A 17,048-nucleotide genomic window follows, 5' to 3' on the forward strand; every position below is an offset into this window, starting at 1 on the left:
CCTATTCAACCAAAGATCTACACTGGCATACATGACTGCTCACTTTGATGATGAGACCTTGACCCGACGTCTCGCCCAAGGCACCGGCGAGGTGCTTAAAGGCGTGCGCAATGTCGGCGTGCTGCGGGGTCGCAGCCTGGGCGATGCCGGTGATGATCTCGCCCAAAACTGGATTGCACGAGTGTTGGAGCAACACCGCCCCGACGATGGGTTCCTTTCCGAGGAGGCCGCCGATAACCCCGAGCGCCTTGGCAAAGAGCGCGTGTGGATCGTCGACCCGCTCGATGGCACCAAGGAATTTGCTACCGGTAGGCAAGACTGGGCGGTGCATATCGCGCTGGTAGAAAATGGACACCCCACCCATGCCGCTGTGGGCTTGCCTGACCTTGGCGTGGTGTTTACCACCGCTGATTCCCGCGCCGTGAGTGGCCCTTATGCCAAGCGCATTGCGGTTTCGCACAACCGTCCTCCGGCGGTTGCCGAATACATTGCTGAGCAGCTCGGTTTTGAAACTGAACCGATGGGATCTGCGGGCGCGAAGGCGATGCACGTGCTCTTGGGCGATTATGACGCCTATATCCACGCAGGTGGCCAATACGAGTGGGACTCGGCAGCACCTGTGGGTGTGAGCCTTGCCGCGGGACTACACTGCTCGCGCTTAGATGGCAGCCCGCTGACCTATAACAACAAAGACACCTACCTTCCCGACGTGCTGATCTGCCGCAAGGAACTCGCCGAGGACATTTTGCGGATGTTGGCTGAATTCCGCGAAGAGCACGGCTCTTATTAGAGCTTGGGGTGCCTCGGTTAGGCTAGGAGGCATGACCGTCATCCCCACGCCCTATGAGGACTTGCTGCGCAAAATTCTTGCCGAAGGTACCCACAAAGACGATCGCACTGGCACCGGAACTCAAAGTTTGTTCGGTGCCCAGATGCGCTTTGATCTCCAGGAGCACTTTCCGCTGATCACCACCAAAAAGGTGCACATGAAATCGGTGATCGGCGAGCTGCTGTGGTTTTTGCGCGGAGATTCCAATGTGGAGTTCCTCCACGAACACGGCGTGAGCATCTGGGACGAATGGGCCGATGAGGAAGGCGATCTTGGCCCGATCTACGGAGTGCAGTGGCGCTCTTGGCCCACCCCCGATGGCCAGCACATCGATCAAATTCTCAACTCGATTGAGATGCTGAAGAACGACCCCGATTCCCGCCGCAATATCGTCAGCGCCTGGAACGTCTCGGAGCTGCACAATATGGCCTTGCCGCCGTGCCACATGATGTTCCAAATGTATGTTGCCGATGGCAAGCTCTCGGTGCAGCTTTATCAGCGCAGCGCCGATATGTTCCTTGGCGTGCCTTTTAATATCGCCAGCTATTCGCTGCTCACCCACATGCTGGCCCAGCAAACCGGCCTTGAGGTGGGTGAATTCATCTGGACTGGTGGCGATTGCCACATCTACGATAACCACCGCGAGCAGGTGCAACTCCAGCTCTCGCGCGAGCCGCGTCCCTATCCGCAACTGAAGTTGCACAAGGCTGCAAGCATCAACGACTACACCTTCGAGGATGTAGAAATCATCGGCTACGATCCGCACCCCGTGATTCGCGGCCAGGTGGCTGTGTAAAAGACGGTGACGATGAAAGCGATTTGGGCGCAATCCATCGATGGTGTGATCGGCGATGGCAAGGATATGCCCTGGCATATTCCTGAAGACCTCGCCCACTTCAAGCGCACCACCAACGGCGAAGCGGTGTTGATGGGGCGCAGCACGTGGGAGTCGATTCCCCCGCGTTTTCGCCCCCTCCCCGGCCGGGAAAACCTCGTGGTATCTTCCCGCCAACCCGGCGAATGGTCCAAGGGCGCCGAGGTAGTTGCGCAGATTCCCAAGCTTTTCGACGCCTGGGTGATCGGCGGTGGCAGCGTTTACACCCAAACACTGCCCTTGTGCTCCGAGGTCGTGATTACCGAGGTGGACGCACAGCTTGGCCCCGTTTTGGGTGATCGGGCCGTCTTTGCCCCGAAGGTAGAAGACTTCGAGCTCGTTTCTTGTGGGCAGTGGCAGCACTCCCGCGGTTGGGTGCTTGGGGAAGGCGACCAGCAGCTTCCGGTGCGCTTTCGCATCAAGCACTTGCGCCGCAAGCAATAAATCACCACGATGGTAAGGCATGAGCAATGAACAACATGTCACGATTTACGCCGCCGATTGGTGCCCATTTTGCCAGCGCCTGCGCAAGGCACTCGATCGCACCGAAACTCCTTATGCATTGGTAGACGTAGAAGCCGATGAGCAGGCCTCGGAATGGGTGAAGTCGGTCAATAACGGTGATCGCATCGTCCCCACCGTGAAGTACTCCGATGGCACCACTGCCACCAACCCTGCTGCTTCTGAGGTTCGCCGCAAGCTCGAAGAGCTCCAAGGCTAACAACAAAGCAAAAAAGCGCCCCGATGGGCGCTTTTCTTTTTAGCTCCTGGGCTTATGGGGTGTCTTCTTCAAGTTCTCGAAGCAGATAGATATCCATAATCCAACCGTGCTCGGCGCGTAATTGCTGTTTGAGTTCTGCTACTTGCTCGCCAATGTCGTTGATATAGCCTTCGCGCAACACCTGGTGTTCTGTACCAAGGTATGCACCCCACCACATGTAGGTGTTGTGGGTTGGCCCATCCAGCCAGCCGGCGCCGCCGTCGAGCATCACCACGCAATTGCGGCGATCCTTCGGCGAGGCCTTGGCAAGGTTGCGCGCCGTGGTGATGTGAATGTCTTCCCCGATGCGATTGAGCAGCATTTTGTGTTCTGCGGTAAGCAACTGAATTGCCGTCACACCGGGAATCACCTCCACCGTGGATTCGAGTCCCTCGTGGCGCTGCATCCGCTCAATGATCCTCAACGTGGAGTCGTAGAGCGAAGGGTCACCCCACACAAGGAATGCCACACTATCGGTGCTGTGCTTCCTGATCGCCTCTGCAAGAAGGCGCGCACGCTCAGCGTGCCAGCGACGCACCTCTGCGCCATAGTTTTCAGGATTGCGATCCCTCGGTGGATCGTCCACCGTGACAATTGGCAAGTTGGGTGCGTGAGCACGAACGATTTGCTCGCGCAGTGCGAGCAAATCGTTTTTGGCGTCACCTTTATCCAGTGCCACTACGACATCGACGCGCTGAAGAGCGCGGATAGCCTTCAGTGTTAAAAGCTCCGGATCCCCAGCGCCAATACCAATGACGTAGATGGTGCGCATCGGCTTATTCGTCGTCGTCATCACCGTAGAGTTCTGCGCGGTCTACCTCGGTGAGCAAGGTGTTGACGTTGGCGTAAGACAGGGAGTTCTGCTGGTGGAGGTAACGGTCACACACTGCCGAAAGCTGCTTGGCGTCAAACTTATTCAGGGTGAGCAGACGGGTGAGGCTGCCGTCTTCTCCAAGCTCATCGAGGGCAAGGATCAGGCTATCGCCTTCCATCTTGACGTTGGCCACCACAGGGCGACGCTGGACATCGTGGAAAATTGGGTGAACGTTGCTCATTGCAAAACACTCCTCGTATCACGGGTGGTAGGTAGTAGCTCTAGCTTATTCCCTCAAAAGCAGTTTGTAAGCAGGATGGTTAAATTTCACTAACTTCCCATGCAGCGAATTACAGCGATGCCCCTATATTGCGGTAGCATGTTCTCCGCCGATGAGATTCTCAAATTCTTCGCATTGGTACTGCCCCAGTAGCTCAGTGGATAGAGCACGGCTCTCCTAAAGCCGGTGTCGTAGGTTCGATTCCTACCTGGGGCGCTTTTTTATTTTCCACCTTGCTCGTGGCACTGTTCGCCTTGCTTGCGGCACCGTGCGTAGCCGAGCACATCGCACCATATATATAGCCCTGGCCCGGCTTCAGGTGTGCCCTTGCCTATTGCCTTTTTCGGATTTCTTATCCAGGGCATCTGCGCGCCGTGGATACTCGCCGGGGTCTAGGTTGTGGGCCTTGGCGCTCAGCGCGTATGCGCTTCCCCGCTCGCACCGCGCATGCGCTGCGCATTTGCACCACCGCAAGGGTTACACCCGGTTTGTTGATCAAGCATCTTTCCAATTGCCCTTTCCTTTTCCAACATGAAATACTGTGACAGAAGTGAACTCCTGTGACTTGAGAGGTAAAAGATGAGCTTCAAGCGCGCAATCATCGCATTGAGCACCCTCGGCCTTGCGGCCACCATGATCCATAATCCAGCCCAGGCAGAAGAAAACCTCGTCTCCCAACTCCCCGGCGCCTCCACCGAAGGCACCGTGGTCATCAGCGATAGCCCGCATGTGCGCGTCGAAGTAGAAGAATTCGGTACCGAAGACTCAGCAAAAGTCACGGTGAAAAACAACTACGATCACGCCTTTGAGTGTTTTGCACCGGGCGTGTCCACTGACCCAGCAGCACCGGAGAAGCTGCCGAATGTGCTGAGTGAAGCCCGCATCATCAACGATTCTCTGAACTACTACCGGGCTCAGCCTTTCCTGCCCAAGGACGGCAAGAACGTTCCAGTCGTCGGCGTGATCCCCACCGATATCTTCCTGCAATACGTACCAGAGGGCAGCTCCGGTCGAATCTTCGGTGCCGAAACTGCGGCGCGTGCAGAACTTTCCCGCCAATGGGATCGCGCGCGCATCGCCGGACACACCGGTGAGATCGCTCCTTTTACCTTGGACCCAAGCAGCACCAAAGAAATCACCGTCAAGCTCAATACCCCAGGCCATGGCCCTCGCACGGACTTTGATGCAGGCGCCTTGCTGTACTGCACCGATGTGGAAGATCAGCAGGCCTATGTATTTGCAGGCTTTGAGCCAGGCGTGAACCCCATGTGGTCAGGCCTGAGCCCAGCAGACACCTTCCCTGGCAACAGCTCATCAAAGCGAAAGTAGGACAGCAAAGATGAAACGTATTACCCGATGCACCGCCATTGCCGTCGCCTTGAGCTTTGGAGCTCTTGCACTTCCTGCCCACGCAGCTAATGTAGTGCCAGGCGCAGAGACCACCGCAGACGTGGTCGTCACCGATAGCACTGCGCTTGAGGTGAAAGTTCACCCCGCCGATGCAGCGGCCACCGCCATTCGCGGGGAAGTGCGAAACACCTCCGAGCAAACCTTCGTATGCGCCGGCCCGAAGGGCAACGACGGCACCGCAGGCGATGTTGCCCCGGCTGAGCTTGTGGCGAAATCCGCTGCCTACTACCAAGCACACCTCTACCGCGTTGCTCCTGAGCTGCCGGTGAAAAGCCCGAAGCTTCCCATCTTCGGCCAGCTCAACCTGGGCACCCTTGACCTTGGCTCCTCTCAGGGCGCGCTCCAAGGCTCTGGTCCGCTGCTTGGCCAAGCCAATGGCATCCGCAACACCATCGCCAAAGAATATTCAGCAGCGCGCATGGCCGGACATGTGGGGCTGATCAAGAAGTTCACTATTCCTGCTGGTGAAACCGTGGAATTCGAGGCGGCGTTGCCCGCTCCCGCCAAAGGTGCTCGCACCGATTTCCAGGCCGCTGCCTTTTTGATGTGCACCCCAAGCGAGAGCAAGCAGCCGCACGTCTTCACCGGCTATGAAGAAGGCAGCCCCGCGAAGTTCCTGGGATCATCTTCGCTTCCCAAGCTGCCTGCCAAGCCTGAAAACGAGCCACCTGCTGCAGCAAGCACCAACGGAGAGGATGAAGCCTAATGTCAAAACGTGCTTTCTTCGCAACTGCCGCGGCAATGAGCATCGCCGCGAGCGCCTTGATCACCCCCGTAGCCCACGCCGCTGGCGTTGAGGCAAGCCATAGGGATGGCGACTCCATCTTCAACCGCAGCGTGAGCTCCAACGAGGTCGTGGTCGGTCAAACCCTCACCTACACCCAAAGCTTTGAGCGCAAGGCTCGCACCGATGCGATTTACTCCTGGACCAATAAGGTGAACTCCTGCCTTGAGTACGTCCCCGGTAGTGCCAAGCTGAACATTGCAGATCAAGCACAAAACATCGAAGCCGCACAGGTGAAGGCCACCAAGGGTAGTACCACCATCAGTGCCCCCGAGGGCAAGTGGACCTACTCTACTGATCAGCCTCATACATTCCAGTTGAGCTACCGAGTTACCCAAGACTGCGCCAACGAGCAGACCTTGGAATCTGGTTTTAGCTATGAGTACGACGGTTTTTGGGGTAGCAAGACCAGCAAAGACTACCGAGCTAGCAAATTCAACGGCGGCCCCGCAGCCCAGGTGGTTGCCAAGATTAAAACTGCCAGCACCACGACCCTGAGCCCCCTGCCTGAGTACGTTGCCGTTGGTGTGGAAACCCCACTGATTGCCACGGTGCAAGCAGCAGATGGTGCCGCAGTTGCCGGGCAGAGCATTACCTTCCAAGACGGTTCCGAGACGCTGTGTAGCGCCAAGATCAATGCCGAAGGCTTCGCCACCTGCAAATGGAAGCCTGCAAGCCTGGGCGACAAGAGCGTGAAGGCACGCTTTGGCGGCACCGACGCTATTGCTGCCTCGGAGTCTGAGACCTATAAGGTCAAGGTCTTAAGTGCAGTGCCGAAGCAGCCTCAAGATCTCACCTTCACCGAGGAGAAATTGAACGATCAGGTGCACACCATCGTCAGTGGGAAGGCAACCCCCGGCGCGGTGGTTGAGGCCTTGGCTCCCGGTGGTAATCGCTGTGTTGCCACCGCGGATGAAGACGGCAACTTTAGCTGCAACCTCGGCTACCTTCCCGCAGGTAAAGAACGCGGCGTTGCGGTCACCGAGAAGATCGATGGCGTCCAAGGTGAGGTAGCCACGCTCGTTGGCGACGTTGCAGAGGGCAACCCCCACGCTTTGGAAAGCTTCTTGCAGGTGCTTCGCAAGATCGGTTTTGGCATCCAGGACTTTTTCAAGCGCCTCTTTGATCCAAATACGTGGGTTGCCGTGGGCAGCGCTTAAGCGCATATCCCTTGCTTTACACCCCCTCTTTTCAGCCCCCAGGTAGCCACCTGGGGGCTTAGACTTTGTGACAACCCCTCGATGTGTCCGAAAAGGAGTGCGCTTTTGTCCCGCTACCGCTATCTTGCCTTGCCGATTGCAGCGCTATTGAGCACTGCAATGATCAGCCCAGTTGCCCTGGCAGCACCTGATTCCGCGCAGCCGGTGATTGCTGATTCTCCAGGACCTGCCGCCTGCGTTCCCTACTCCGGGGATATAACAAAGGGCAATGGGCAGTTCCCACTTGGGCTTCAAGCGCCGGATTTCGGCAACGAGGGCTATGAGGCTCTCAAGGTAGCCGAGCGCCAAGATCTGCCCCAGCGCATTGATTTCCGCGATAACGCCCAGGGGTTTAATCGCAAAATTGAAGCGGTCTTGCGCGATGGGCATATCTACGTTCGCAATATCGGCGATGCCACGTGGCGAGTAATGCCCACACCAGAGTGCATTGATGGCCAGATCATCGGCATCTCCATCAACGAGGACGCCCTCGTTGCCCTGGACCAGGCGGGCTGGATTTATACGGCCTCCAATTTACTTTCAAGCCCCAATCGTTGGGGTTGGATCCGCGCCTGGGGTGGCCCATTTTGGTTTGGGCCTGGTTTACAGTCGCCAAGCACCACGCCGTATCAGTGGTCGCTGAGCATCATTGGCAATCGCACCGACCGCGTCTATGACACCCCAGATGGCAAGCAGCAGCCAATTTCGCTTGCCAAGGTCACCCAGGTGCTCGCCGTGGATGGTTCGCGCATCTATAGCCTCGATCCTTGGCTCGCGCGCGATTATTCCTATGAGGTTGGCAGCCCCATCAATGGTCGCTTTATCCCCGAATCCATCTCGGCTTCTGGCTCCCAGATCTTCGTGATCAACCGCTATGGCGATATGTTTACCCGCCTCGATGATTTCGACGTCAAAGGCGCCGACCCAGCTCAATTCCGCTACACCTGGGGTGAAGATCCACGCCCTGCAGCTTCCGATGCGCTCACCCACCGTTTGGATCCAAGAACAGCTCCCATTGGCCTGCCTGGCGATGACTGGCACCCACAGCCGAAAATCCCTGGAGAAATCACTCAGCGCATCTCCATTCACTCCACCGGAGAAGGCTCTGATCAGCGAGAACTGAGGGTCGAGGGCAGGGATCAGGGCCGAAGTGGCTATTGGCACAAGCAGCTTTTCGACGCCCAATGGTCTTTCACCCCCACCGATGAGCCCCTTGCAGGAGCGTTGTTAGAAAACTCCCCCAGCGACCGTTCCTCAGACACCTTGGCGCCGCCAAGCCCGTATTCCTACTCAGGAGAGCTCACCTCGGGAGTCGAGCTCGATATTGATGCCTTCTCCTATGCTTCGCCCAAGCGCGAGGTGAAGCTTCGCATTGGCCAGCGCGAATACCCGCTGATCTTGCACACCGTAGATGGTCGCCTCGGCACGGCCTTGAGCATGAGGATGCTACCCGGTGAAGGAGAATTTGGTGCAAGGCCGGCAGGCTTAGTGGAGGCAGTACCACGCAATTACGCCGCGGCCTTTGAAGTCCCCTCGGCCACCGAAGCGGCTGCCCAACACGACCCAGAACTTCGCGCCTTCCTCAGCGAATACCTCGGTGGCGAGCAGTTCCACCAGGTCTATCTCAAAGTGGTGCCATCGCAGATGGAAGTGATCAACTCCCCCATCGCAGACATCGCCTTGAGCACACCTGGCGGTGTTGCCCGGTTGGCGTCGAAAAGCTAGGAGCTGCCACGGTACGCTAACCGCATGACGCAAGACCTATCAGTCACCCTGCTTGCCGAGGCGGGGCCAGAATCCGAACCGCTGGTGTCATTTGCCTGGATCATGGCGGTGGCGTTGCTGGGGCCAATTCTTTCCTATGCCACAGGCAAACGCATTCCAGCGGTGGTGGTACTGATTGCCTTCGGCGTGCTCATCGGCCCTCATGGCCTTGAACTTGCCTCAGAAGCAGGCGGCGTGCACCTGGTCAAGGAGATGGGTCTTGGTCTGCTGTTTTTGCTCGCAGGCTTTGAAATCAACCCCAATATTCTGCGAGGGCGCGAGGGAAAACAAGGCCTGGTTACGTGGCTGATCTGCATGGTGTCGAGTTTTATCGGCGCCTACGCAGTGCTTGGTTTTACTCGCCCCACCACCGCGGTAGTGCTTGCCATCGCTTTTACCTCTACCGCCGTTGGCACCCTGCTGCCGATTATGAAAGAACAGCGCATGCTGGATAAGCCCGTGGGCAATTCGCTCATGGTGCACGGAGCTATCGGAGAAATCGCGCCGATTATCGCGATGGCCACCCTGCTTTCTACCCGAGCCACCTGGCTCACGGCAGCAGTGCTCCTCGCCTTCTTTGCCGTGGCGTTCCTGGTGGCAGCGGTGCCAAAAACGGTGCACTTTTTCGCCCCTTGGATGCGAAGGGCCATGATCCACGGCGCAGGCTCGACTAATCAAACCATCGTGCGCATGGTCATGTTGCTGCTTGGTGTTTTGATGGCCGTCGCGGCAGTCTTTGAACTCGACGTGGTGCTCGGCGCATTCGCCGCCGGTGTGATTCTGCGTCAGATGGTTCCGGAGAAATTCCGCACGCCGCTAGAGCAACGCCTCGACGTTGTGGGCTATGGGCTGCTTATCCCCGTGTTCTTTGTGTGCTCCGGCATGGCCATTGATCCGGAGGCTGTGAAGAATAACCCCTGGTTCTTGGTGCTGCTGATCCCGCTGATCTATATCACCCGAGGCGTGCCTATTCTCTTGCGCGAACGCTTTGCCAATACCGGCTCGCAAATTCGTGGTTGGCGCGAATCCTTCCAATTGAGCTTCTATGCAGCAACCGCGCTGCCCATTATCGTGGCCGTGACCGATGTGGCAGTTACCTCCAAGTTGCTGACCGCAGAAAACGCCTCCATCTTGGTAGCCGCCGGCTCGGTCACCGTGCTGCTCTTCCCCTTGATCGGCAGCCTGGTAAAGCCAGCAGAAGATTATGACGAGGAAGACCCCAAGGAACGCCAAGAGGCGCTGGAAAAAGAACAGGCCTAATTCGTAGGTCGGGCGCTTGTACTCGGCGCGTTTTGATCGAGGTGGCGTTGCACAAATTCACTGAGGTCTTCTTCGCTGCCAAAGACCGCAGCGGCAACAATATAGTCTTTGCCGATTGAGACAGAAGAGTGCAAGCTACCATCGCTGGCCCAACCAAATTTATTGGCCGTAGCCCCCGGCAAGGTGGCAGTGCCAAAGTTCTGTTCGGTGCCATCGGCTGCCTTTGGAGCGTACTCCGCCATCGCCTGGATCACCGGCGATTCTGGATCCTCACGCAGCAGTTGTAAGAGGAAATACACCACGTCATAGGTAGAAGTCACCGAATAGCCCCAGCGTTGCCCATTTTGAGCGGTAGATTCCAAGTCATATTGCTCTGCGATGGCGTCGATGGAGTCGGGGAAGGCGTCGAAAAGCTCATCGGCGATGGCATCATCGGAGGTTTCTACCATCTGCTTGGCTAACTCCTGCTGCTCATCATCGCCGTGCTCGAAGACGTATTGAGCGATATACAGCTTGCTCAGGCTCAAACTCGGGCGCGAGAAACGCTCATTAGCTGTGCCTTTGTGCTCGCCACTGCGCAGATTCAGGTACGTCAGTTGGCTTGTCTGAGGGTCATAGCGCTGGGTGATGGTGGGAGCATCATCAAAAGCGGGGGCTTTGTTGGCCATGATGGGGTGGAACTCGCCGCTGTGTGATTCCGGAGCCTCTCCCGTGCGCATGGCAGCAAAGGGCATGGCAACCACGGCAGCACCAGCAACGAGCAGTGGCGCGGCCTGCCACCAACGAAGACCCTCGAATTTTGACATAGCAGACATACTAAAACCCCGGTCCCAGATTGGAAATTCTGCGACCGGGGTTGCGCTCCCCGCCTGGGGGAACAGGTGGTGTTTAGTGATCGACGGCTGCTTCGACACCCACGCCGGTGAGTGAACGAACTTCCATCTCAGCCTGAAGGTCATCGAAGTTATCAGGCTTGCCCACATAGGTACCGACCACACCGGCGATGAAGGCCAGCGGGATGGAGACGATGCCGGGGCTGCTCAGCGGGAACCAGTGGAAGTCGACGTTGGTGAACATCGAAGTCTCGGTTCCGGAGACTGCCGGGGAGAAGACGATCAGCACGAGCGCGGCGATCAGGCCGGTGTACATCGAGGCCACGGCACCGGTGGTGTTGAAGCGCTTCCAGTACAGCGAGTACAAGATGGTGGGCAGGTTGGCCGAGGCTGCGATAGCGAAGGCCAGCGACACCAGGAAGGCCACGTTCTGCGACATTGCCAGGATACCCAGGATGATGGAGGCGACACCGATGACGACCACCGTGATGCGGGAGACGCGCACCTGCTCCTCTTCAGAGGACTGACCATCGCGGAGCACGGCATCGTAGATATCGTGTGCCACGGAGGCGGAGGCGGTAATGGCCAGGCCTGCCACCACAGCCAGCACGGTAGCGAATGCCACTGCGGAGATCGCGGCCATAAACAGCGGGCCCCAAAGTTCGAGGGCGAGCAGCGGTGCTGCGGCGTTCGCGCCACCAGGGGCTGCGAGGATGGTGTCGGGGCCAACCAGTGCGGCGGCACCGAAGCCGAGAGCCAAGGTCATCAGGTAGAAGGCACCGATGAGCACGATGGCCCAGGTAACGGAGCGACGAGCCTCGGTTGCGGTGGGCACGGTGTAGAAGCGCATCAGCACGTGTGGCAGACCTGCGGTACCCAGCACCAGCGAGAGCGCCAAGGAGATGAAGTCGAGCTTGGTGGTCGCGCTCTTGCCGTACTTCAGGCCGGGCTCGAGCAGTGCCTGAGCCTCATAACCCTTTTGGGCAATGTATTCAGAGGATGCGTGCGTTTCCACAGCGCTATCGAAGAGTGCAGACATGCCGCCCTTGATGCTGACGAATACCAGCACCGTCATGATGCCAACGCACAGGATCAGCAGCACGGCCTTGATCATCTGCACGTACGTGGTGCCCTTCATGCCACCGACGAGGACGTAGATGATCATGATGACGCCCACGACGGCAACCACGATGGATTGTGCGGTCTTGTCGTGCAGGTCGAGCAGCACGGAGACGAGCGAGCCGGCGCCGGCCATCTGGGCAATGAGGTAGAACAGCGACACGAACAGCGTGCCGAAGGCTGCTGCCACACGGACGGGCTTTTGCTTCAGGCGGAAGGAGAGCACGTCGGCCATGGTGAAGCGGCCGACGTTACGCAGTGGCTCGGCCACAAGCAGCAAGGCGACGAGCCAGGCGACGAAGAAGCCGATGGAGTAAAGGAATCCGTCATAGCCGTTCAGGGCGATCGCACCGACGATACCCAGGAAGGATGCGGCGGAGAGGTAGTCACCTGCGATAGCCAGGCCATTTTGACGACCGGAGAAGCTACCGCCACCGGTGTAGAAGTCGGAGGCTTCCTTGGTGGACTTACCTGCACGCAGCACCACGGCCATGGTGACGACGATGAAGGCGACGAAGACGGCAATGTTCAGAAGTGGGTTGCCGGTTTGCGGCGCGTCGGCCGCTAGATATGCAGTATTCATTGGGCTTTCCTAGCCTTCCATCTGCTCGCGGATGGCGGCCGCTTTGGGCTCGATGTTCTTATTCGCGTACTTCACATACACCCAGGTGATGATGAAGGTGGTGAGGAATTGCAGGAGGCCAAAGACCACGCCTACGTTCACCTGACCAAATACCTCGTGTCCCATAAAGCCTGGGGCGTACGTGGCCGCGAGGACGTAGACCAAGTACCAGATGAAAAAGGCAATGGACATGGGGAAGGTGAAAGACCGGTAGGTCTTTTTCAGGTCAGCAAATTGCGGGCTGGCCTGCATTTCGCGAAACTCTTGCGCGCTTGGCTGCCGCCGCTGGCGCTGGGGTGCTGCACTCATGAGGAAGGAGCTCGCTTTCTGTTCGGATCTGCTTGCTTCGCAGCTTGGCGCACGCCACATCACTGTGTGGAGAGCATCACAGCATACGTTCCTGTTGAAAGTTACATGGCTCACGTTTAGATCGAAAGTAAATCTTTGGCAAATGGTGGTTTGCAAGCTTCACATCACCCCCGCAAGGCGCTGACCTGCACGCTTAACAATTCATTTCCACCCCTGCACAGAGCAAAACCCCACCTTTGCTAACTTTGCAAAGCAACAATTAACAAGGTGGGGTCTGTGTGATGCACCTCAAAAAGGCGGCGTCTACCTCCCCCGGAACTCCGGCGGGCGCTTTTCGGCTCGCGCGCGGCGAGCCTCTTGGGCGTCCTCACTGCTCCAACATTGCTGGAAAAGGTCCTGGGCGCGAGGGCTTAATCCATAGCTCGCATCATCGGCGTTGAGCACCACCTTGAGCTGTTCTACCGCCAAGGGCGCTCGTGTCGTCATCTCCTGGGCGTAGCTGCGCGCGGCCTCGTCATCACCGCGATGGGCGAAACCAAGTGCGTCTGCCCGCGCAGCTTCAATACGCGCTGCCCCGAGCAACATCTGGCGTGCCACCGAACCCCCGAGGAGGTCTTGAGCACGGTGGATCGTCCAGGCATCAAGGGCGAAACCAAGCGCTGCCGCCGGGACACTAAACCACCCGCGATCCCCCACCACACGCAGATCGCAGGCCAACGCCAATTGCGTGCCCGCACCAACGGCTGGGCCTTGCACATTGGCAATCACCGGCATGGGCAGATTCACAATGGTCTGCAACATGGTGTGTAGGTGCGTTAAAAAGCCATCGCCGTAGACGCCCTCACCTTGGCCACCAAGATCAGCACCGGCACAAAATGCGCGCTCATCTCCACTGATCAGCACTGCTCGCACACTTCGATCCTGCTCATAGGCTTCGGCTGCCGTGTGCAATGCAGCGGTGATCTCTTGGCAAAGCTGAGCATTGAGCGCATTGCGCTTTTCAGGGCGGTGAAGCTGAATTTCAAGCAGCGTCCCTGCATTGTGTTGTTTCAGTTGATCGCTCATGCATCCACCTCACCTGGGAATTCGAAGGGGCTTTGAAAGAGCCTGCCACCGCTATCATCCATGCTGGTGATGGCCTGCATGTGGGCGTCGGAAAGCTCAAAGGTGAAAATATCGGCGTTTTCATATTGTCGTTGCTTCTGAGCAGACTTAGGCACTGCCGAGCAACCAAGCTGAACAATCCAGCGCAATACCACCTGGGCGGGGGTCTTTTCGAGCTCCTCAGCGATACCCACAATGGTTGGATCCTTCAGGAGATCGCCACGGCCAAGCGGCGACCACGCCTCCGTGACAATGCCAAGCTCTTTATGCACAGCACGCAATTCCGCCTGAGAAAAGCCGGGGTGCAGCTCCACCTGATTTAGCACCGGGGCAATACCGGTGGCCTGGATAATCTCCTTGAGCACCTCCGGGTAAAAATTGGCCACCGCGATGGAACGAACCTGGCCGAGGCCTTGGATCTTTGCCAGCGCCTCATAGGATTCCACATACAATCCACGCTGAGGCCACGGCCAGTGCACCATCATGCAGTCGATGAACTCCATATCCAAGCGCTGAAGCGAAGCCTGGAATGCCTGCTGCACTTCCTGATCGCCCTGCTGGTTATTCCACACCTTCGAGGTAATAAACAGCTCTTCTCGGGTGACATCGCCTGCAGCGATGGCCTCGCGCACCGCCTGGCCTACGGCTTCTTCATTCTTATAAATCGCCGCAGTATCGATGTGACGGTAGCCCACCTCGATGGCTTCGCGCACAGCGCGAATGCACTCAGCGCCTTCTAGATTCCAAGTGCCGAATCCAAGCACCGGCATCTCGGAACCGTCATTGAGGCTCACGGTTGGAATATTCACTTCTGCTTGACTCATGCTTTCATTGAACACCTTTGACCCCACCCCCGCTAGGGATTGGCCGATTTTCAGCACACGCCCGATTCGGGGGCACCTGCCACACCCAGGCCATAAGGAGAAAAGAAGGTGGTCAAACACGCCCGGGGGTAGTTGGCCGAGCGGATACCACCAAAGGGGCTCCAACTGCCCTATCCCCTGGATAGCATGAGCATATGACCCGCACCTCAGCTCAAGAACTCATCAATGATGTCCTCGACCCAGGCTCCTACCAGTCCTGGGATACCCCTCCCGAGTACCACGATATCTCCGAAGATTATCGCGCCAGCCTCGCGCGAGCACGGGAAAAAACGGGGGTGGATGAATCGGTCATTACCGGCGAAGGCACCATCAATGGCCAGGCAGTGGCGGTGGTGTTAAGCGAGTTTGGATTCCTTGGCGGCTCCATTGGTGCGGCGACAGCCCGAAGGATCATCGACGCCATCCACAAAGCCACCGATCAGCGCCTACCTCTTTTAATCTCGCCTTCTTCAGGTGGCACTCGCATGCAAGAGGGCACGCCCGCTTTTGCTCTGATGGTCTCGATTACCACCGCGGTATATCGCCACAAGGATGCGCACCTGCCCTTCATGGTGTATCTGCGCAATCCCACCACTGGTGGAGTGATGGCTTCTTGGGGTTCTGCGGGGCATATCACCTACGCCGAGCCTGACGCATTGCTCGGCTTCTTAGGCCCGCGAGTAGTCGAACTGACCACCGGCAGGAAGATCGAAAGCCACATCCAATCCGGCGAGCATCTGGCAGCCCACGGCGTGATCGATGGTGTGATCCCACCCGAGCAATTGGCGGCGTCGGTATCCAAACTCATGCGAGTGCTCCAAACAGCAAGCCCAAGCGCCGAGACCCCTCCCCTTGCCCCAGCACCGAAAGCCCAAGCACCGAGCGCGTGGGAAGCCATCACCGCGACCAGGCAAACTGATCGCCCAGGGCTCAATGATCTGCTCAGCGCCCTCGGTGAAGATAACGTCATCGAATTGTCTGGCTCCGGAGATGGAAGAACCTCGCATGCCATCCGCATCGTCTTAGCCCGCATGTTTGATCAGCCGGTTGTCATTGTTGGCCAAGATCGCCATCAGCAGCCGCCAATCGCCGAAGAAGAAATGGGCAATGCCGCGTTGCGTGTTGCGCGCAGGGGTATTCAACTGGCCCATGAACTACAAATTCCACTGATCTCCGTGGTGGATACTCCCGGTGCGGAATTAAGCGCCGAGGCAGAAACAGGTGGAATGGCAGGATCCATTGCGCGCACATTGAGCGAATTGGTGTCCGTGGATGTGCCGACGGTGTCGGTGATTCTAGGCCAGGGTTGCGGCGGTGGCGCCTTGGCCATGTTGCCAGCAGATATCGTGCTTGCGGCAGAAAATGGTTGGCTCAGCCCCCTGCCCCCAGAAGGTGCCAGCGCCATTATCTACCGCGATACCGAGCACGCACCCCAGATGATGGAAGAGCAAGGCGTGCAAGCTGCCCAATTGCTCGCAGCCGGCGTGATCGACCGCATCGTGCCCGAAGACGGTGGGCTTATCGACGCCACACTGGTGCATATCCAACGCGCTTTGTGGGATTTGCGTACCGCTCCGCAGCGCGTGGGTCGCGAACAGCGCATGCGCCACTATGAACAGCTCGCAGATCGGCTGAGTTAGCAAGCTTCAGTAGGCGGGCACATAACGCAGCTTGGCCTGCTGAAGCCTGCTCCAGCCCGCTCCAGCAATGTTTGGTGCAGAAATAGCGAACGCCGACGCAATGTGCGTCGGCGTTGCGGGTATTGATCGCCTTTGACGAGGCGGTCGAAATACTCGGTGCGAATTACTTGGTACGAATTACTTGGTGTCGAGCAAGTCGATTACAAAGACCAAGGTGCGACCGGACAGCGGGTGTCCGCCGCCTTCGGGGCCGTAGGCTGCCTCCGGCGGGATGGTGAGCTGACGGCGGCCGCCAACTTTCATGCCGGGGATGCCCTCTTGCCAACCAGCGATGAGGCCGGACAGTGGGAATTCGATGCTTTGACCGCGATCCCAGGAAGAGTCAAACTCTTGGCCAGTTTCGAAGTCCACACCAACATAGTGCACCTCGACGAAACCGCCGGCTTGGGCCTCGGCGCCATCGCCTTCCACGAGGTCGACGATCACGATGTCTTCAGGTGCAGGACCTTCAGGTACCTCGATCTGGGGCTTTTCCATGGACATTTTTCAGTCTCCTAGGTAGGGGTCTGTCGTTCGTCTGATTG

General features: G+C 58.0%; 18 protein-coding genes and 1 tRNA gene. 11 read left to right on the top strand and 8 right to left on the bottom strand.

The genetic code is table 11. The annotated features are described in order from the left end of the window. The first annotated feature begins 31 nt into the window (after positions 1–31). From IEU99_RS08200 to IEU99_RS08215, 4 genes are read left to right on the top strand one after another with little or no spacing between them, the layout of a single operon-like run. On the top strand, positions 32–790 hold the full coding sequence (locus IEU99_RS08200; protein ID WP_128890208.1) for a 3'(2'),5'-bisphosphate nucleotidase CysQ: 759 nt from the start codon (positions 32–34) through the stop codon (positions 788–790). Positions 791–821: 31 nt separating this feature from the next. Next, positions 822–1,625 (top strand): thymidylate synthase, encoded by an 804-nt coding sequence (locus tag IEU99_RS08205; protein ID WP_128890209.1) that lies wholly within the window; start codon positions 822–824, stop codon positions 1,623–1,625. A gap of 12 nt (positions 1,626–1,637) precedes the next feature. Further along, positions 1,638–2,147 carry a dihydrofolate reductase gene (locus IEU99_RS08210; protein WP_128890210.1) on the top strand — a complete coding sequence of 170 codons (510 nt, stop codon included), beginning with the start codon at positions 1,638–1,640 and terminating at the stop codon, positions 2,145–2,147. A 19-nt stretch (positions 2,148–2,166) separates the two neighbouring features. Continuing rightward, positions 2,167–2,424, top strand: a complete 258-nt coding sequence (locus IEU99_RS08215) for a mycoredoxin (RefSeq protein WP_123960596.1) — start codon at positions 2,167–2,169, stop codon at positions 2,422–2,424. A 52-nt stretch (positions 2,425–2,476) separates the two neighbouring features. On the opposite strand, the gene cobF is transcribed toward IEU99_RS08215, so the two are convergent. Continuing rightward, positions 2,477–3,235: a precorrin-6A synthase (deacetylating) gene (cobF, locus tag IEU99_RS08220; protein ID WP_128890858.1), complete on the bottom strand. Its 759-nt coding sequence runs from the start codon at positions 3,233–3,235 to the stop codon at positions 2,477–2,479. A 4-nt stretch (positions 3,236–3,239) separates the two neighbouring features. After that, positions 3,240–3,518 carry a cg0963 family protein gene (locus IEU99_RS08225; RefSeq protein ID WP_123960597.1) on the bottom strand — a complete coding sequence of 93 codons (279 nt, stop codon included), beginning with the start codon at positions 3,516–3,518 and terminating at the stop codon, positions 3,240–3,242. Between the two features lie 182 nt (positions 3,519–3,700). Here IEU99_RS08225 and IEU99_RS08230 point away from each other — a divergent pair. The 6 genes from IEU99_RS08230 (at position 3,701) to IEU99_RS08255 (ending at position 9,974) form a co-directional block, all read left to right on the top strand. Then, positions 3,701–3,773, top strand: a tRNA-Arg gene (locus IEU99_RS08230). 363 nt (positions 3,774–4,136) lie between these two features. Further along, positions 4,137–4,886, top strand: coding sequence for a hypothetical protein (locus IEU99_RS08235; RefSeq protein WP_128890211.1), 750 nt, complete (start codon positions 4,137–4,139; stop codon positions 4,884–4,886). 10 nt (positions 4,887–4,896) lie between these two features. Next, the gene (locus tag IEU99_RS08240; RefSeq protein WP_128890212.1) at positions 4,897–5,673 is read left to right on the top strand and encodes a hypothetical protein; all 777 of its coding nucleotides are present in this window, start codon (positions 4,897–4,899) and stop codon (positions 5,671–5,673) included. Beyond that, positions 5,673–6,911 carry an Ig-like domain-containing protein gene (locus IEU99_RS08245; RefSeq protein ID WP_128890213.1) on the top strand — a complete coding sequence of 413 codons (1,239 nt, stop codon included), beginning with the start codon at positions 5,673–5,675 and terminating at the stop codon, positions 6,909–6,911. The genes IEU99_RS08240 and IEU99_RS08245 overlap by 1 nt, the downstream gene beginning before the upstream one ends. A 105-nt stretch (positions 6,912–7,016) precedes the next feature. Next, on the top strand, positions 7,017–8,675 hold the full coding sequence (locus IEU99_RS08250; protein WP_229718435.1) for a hypothetical protein: 1,659 nt from the start codon (positions 7,017–7,019) through the stop codon (positions 8,673–8,675). A 24-nt stretch (positions 8,676–8,699) separates the two neighbouring features. After that, complete coding sequence (locus tag IEU99_RS08255; RefSeq protein WP_128890215.1) at positions 8,700–9,974, top strand: cation:proton antiporter; 1,275 nt, start codon at positions 8,700–8,702, stop codon at positions 9,972–9,974. Here IEU99_RS08255 and IEU99_RS08260 read toward each other — a convergent pair. The 5 genes from IEU99_RS08260 to IEU99_RS08280 form a co-directional block, all read right to left on the bottom strand. Further along, positions 9,971–10,780 carry a serine hydrolase family protein gene (locus IEU99_RS08260; protein ID WP_229718436.1) on the bottom strand — a complete coding sequence of 270 codons (810 nt, stop codon included), beginning with the start codon at positions 10,778–10,780 and terminating at the stop codon, positions 9,971–9,973. The genes IEU99_RS08255 and IEU99_RS08260 overlap by 4 nt on opposite strands. A gap of 82 nt (positions 10,781–10,862) precedes the next feature. Continuing rightward, positions 10,863–12,509: a monocarboxylic acid transporter gene (locus IEU99_RS08265; protein ID WP_128890217.1), complete on the bottom strand. Its 1,647-nt coding sequence runs from the start codon at positions 12,507–12,509 to the stop codon at positions 10,863–10,865. A gap of 9 nt (positions 12,510–12,518) precedes the next feature. Beyond that, a complete protein-coding gene (locus IEU99_RS08270; RefSeq protein WP_128890218.1) occupies positions 12,519–12,857 on the bottom strand; it encodes a DUF485 domain-containing protein in 339 nt (112 codons plus the stop codon). Between the two features lie 303 nt (positions 12,858–13,160). Continuing rightward, positions 13,161–13,922: an enoyl-CoA hydratase gene (locus IEU99_RS08275; RefSeq protein ID WP_128890219.1), complete on the bottom strand. Its 762-nt coding sequence runs from the start codon at positions 13,920–13,922 to the stop codon at positions 13,161–13,163. After that, positions 13,919–14,785: an aldo/keto reductase gene (locus tag IEU99_RS08280; RefSeq protein WP_128890220.1), complete on the bottom strand. Its 867-nt coding sequence runs from the start codon at positions 14,783–14,785 to the stop codon at positions 13,919–13,921. The genes IEU99_RS08275 and IEU99_RS08280 overlap by 4 nt, the downstream gene beginning before the upstream one ends. A 194-nt stretch (positions 14,786–14,979) precedes the next feature. On the opposite strand from IEU99_RS08280, the gene IEU99_RS08285 reads away from it, so the two are divergent. Further along, positions 14,980–16,464: a carboxyl transferase domain-containing protein gene (locus IEU99_RS08285; RefSeq protein ID WP_128890221.1), complete on the top strand. Its 1,485-nt coding sequence runs from the start codon at positions 14,980–14,982 to the stop codon at positions 16,462–16,464. Between the two features lie 177 nt (positions 16,465–16,641). Here IEU99_RS08285 and fkpA read toward each other — a convergent pair whose 3' ends face one another. Then, a complete protein-coding gene (fkpA, locus tag IEU99_RS08290) occupies positions 16,642–17,001 on the bottom strand; it encodes an FKBP-type peptidyl-prolyl cis-trans isomerase FkpA (protein WP_128890859.1) in 360 nt (119 codons plus the stop codon). Positions 17,002–17,048: the final 47 nt, after the last annotated feature.

Origin of the sequence: Corynebacterium pelargi, assembly GCF_014635485.1 — a bacterium.
Classification (GTDB): domain Bacteria; phylum Actinomycetota; class Actinomycetes; order Mycobacteriales; family Mycobacteriaceae; genus Corynebacterium; species Corynebacterium pelargi.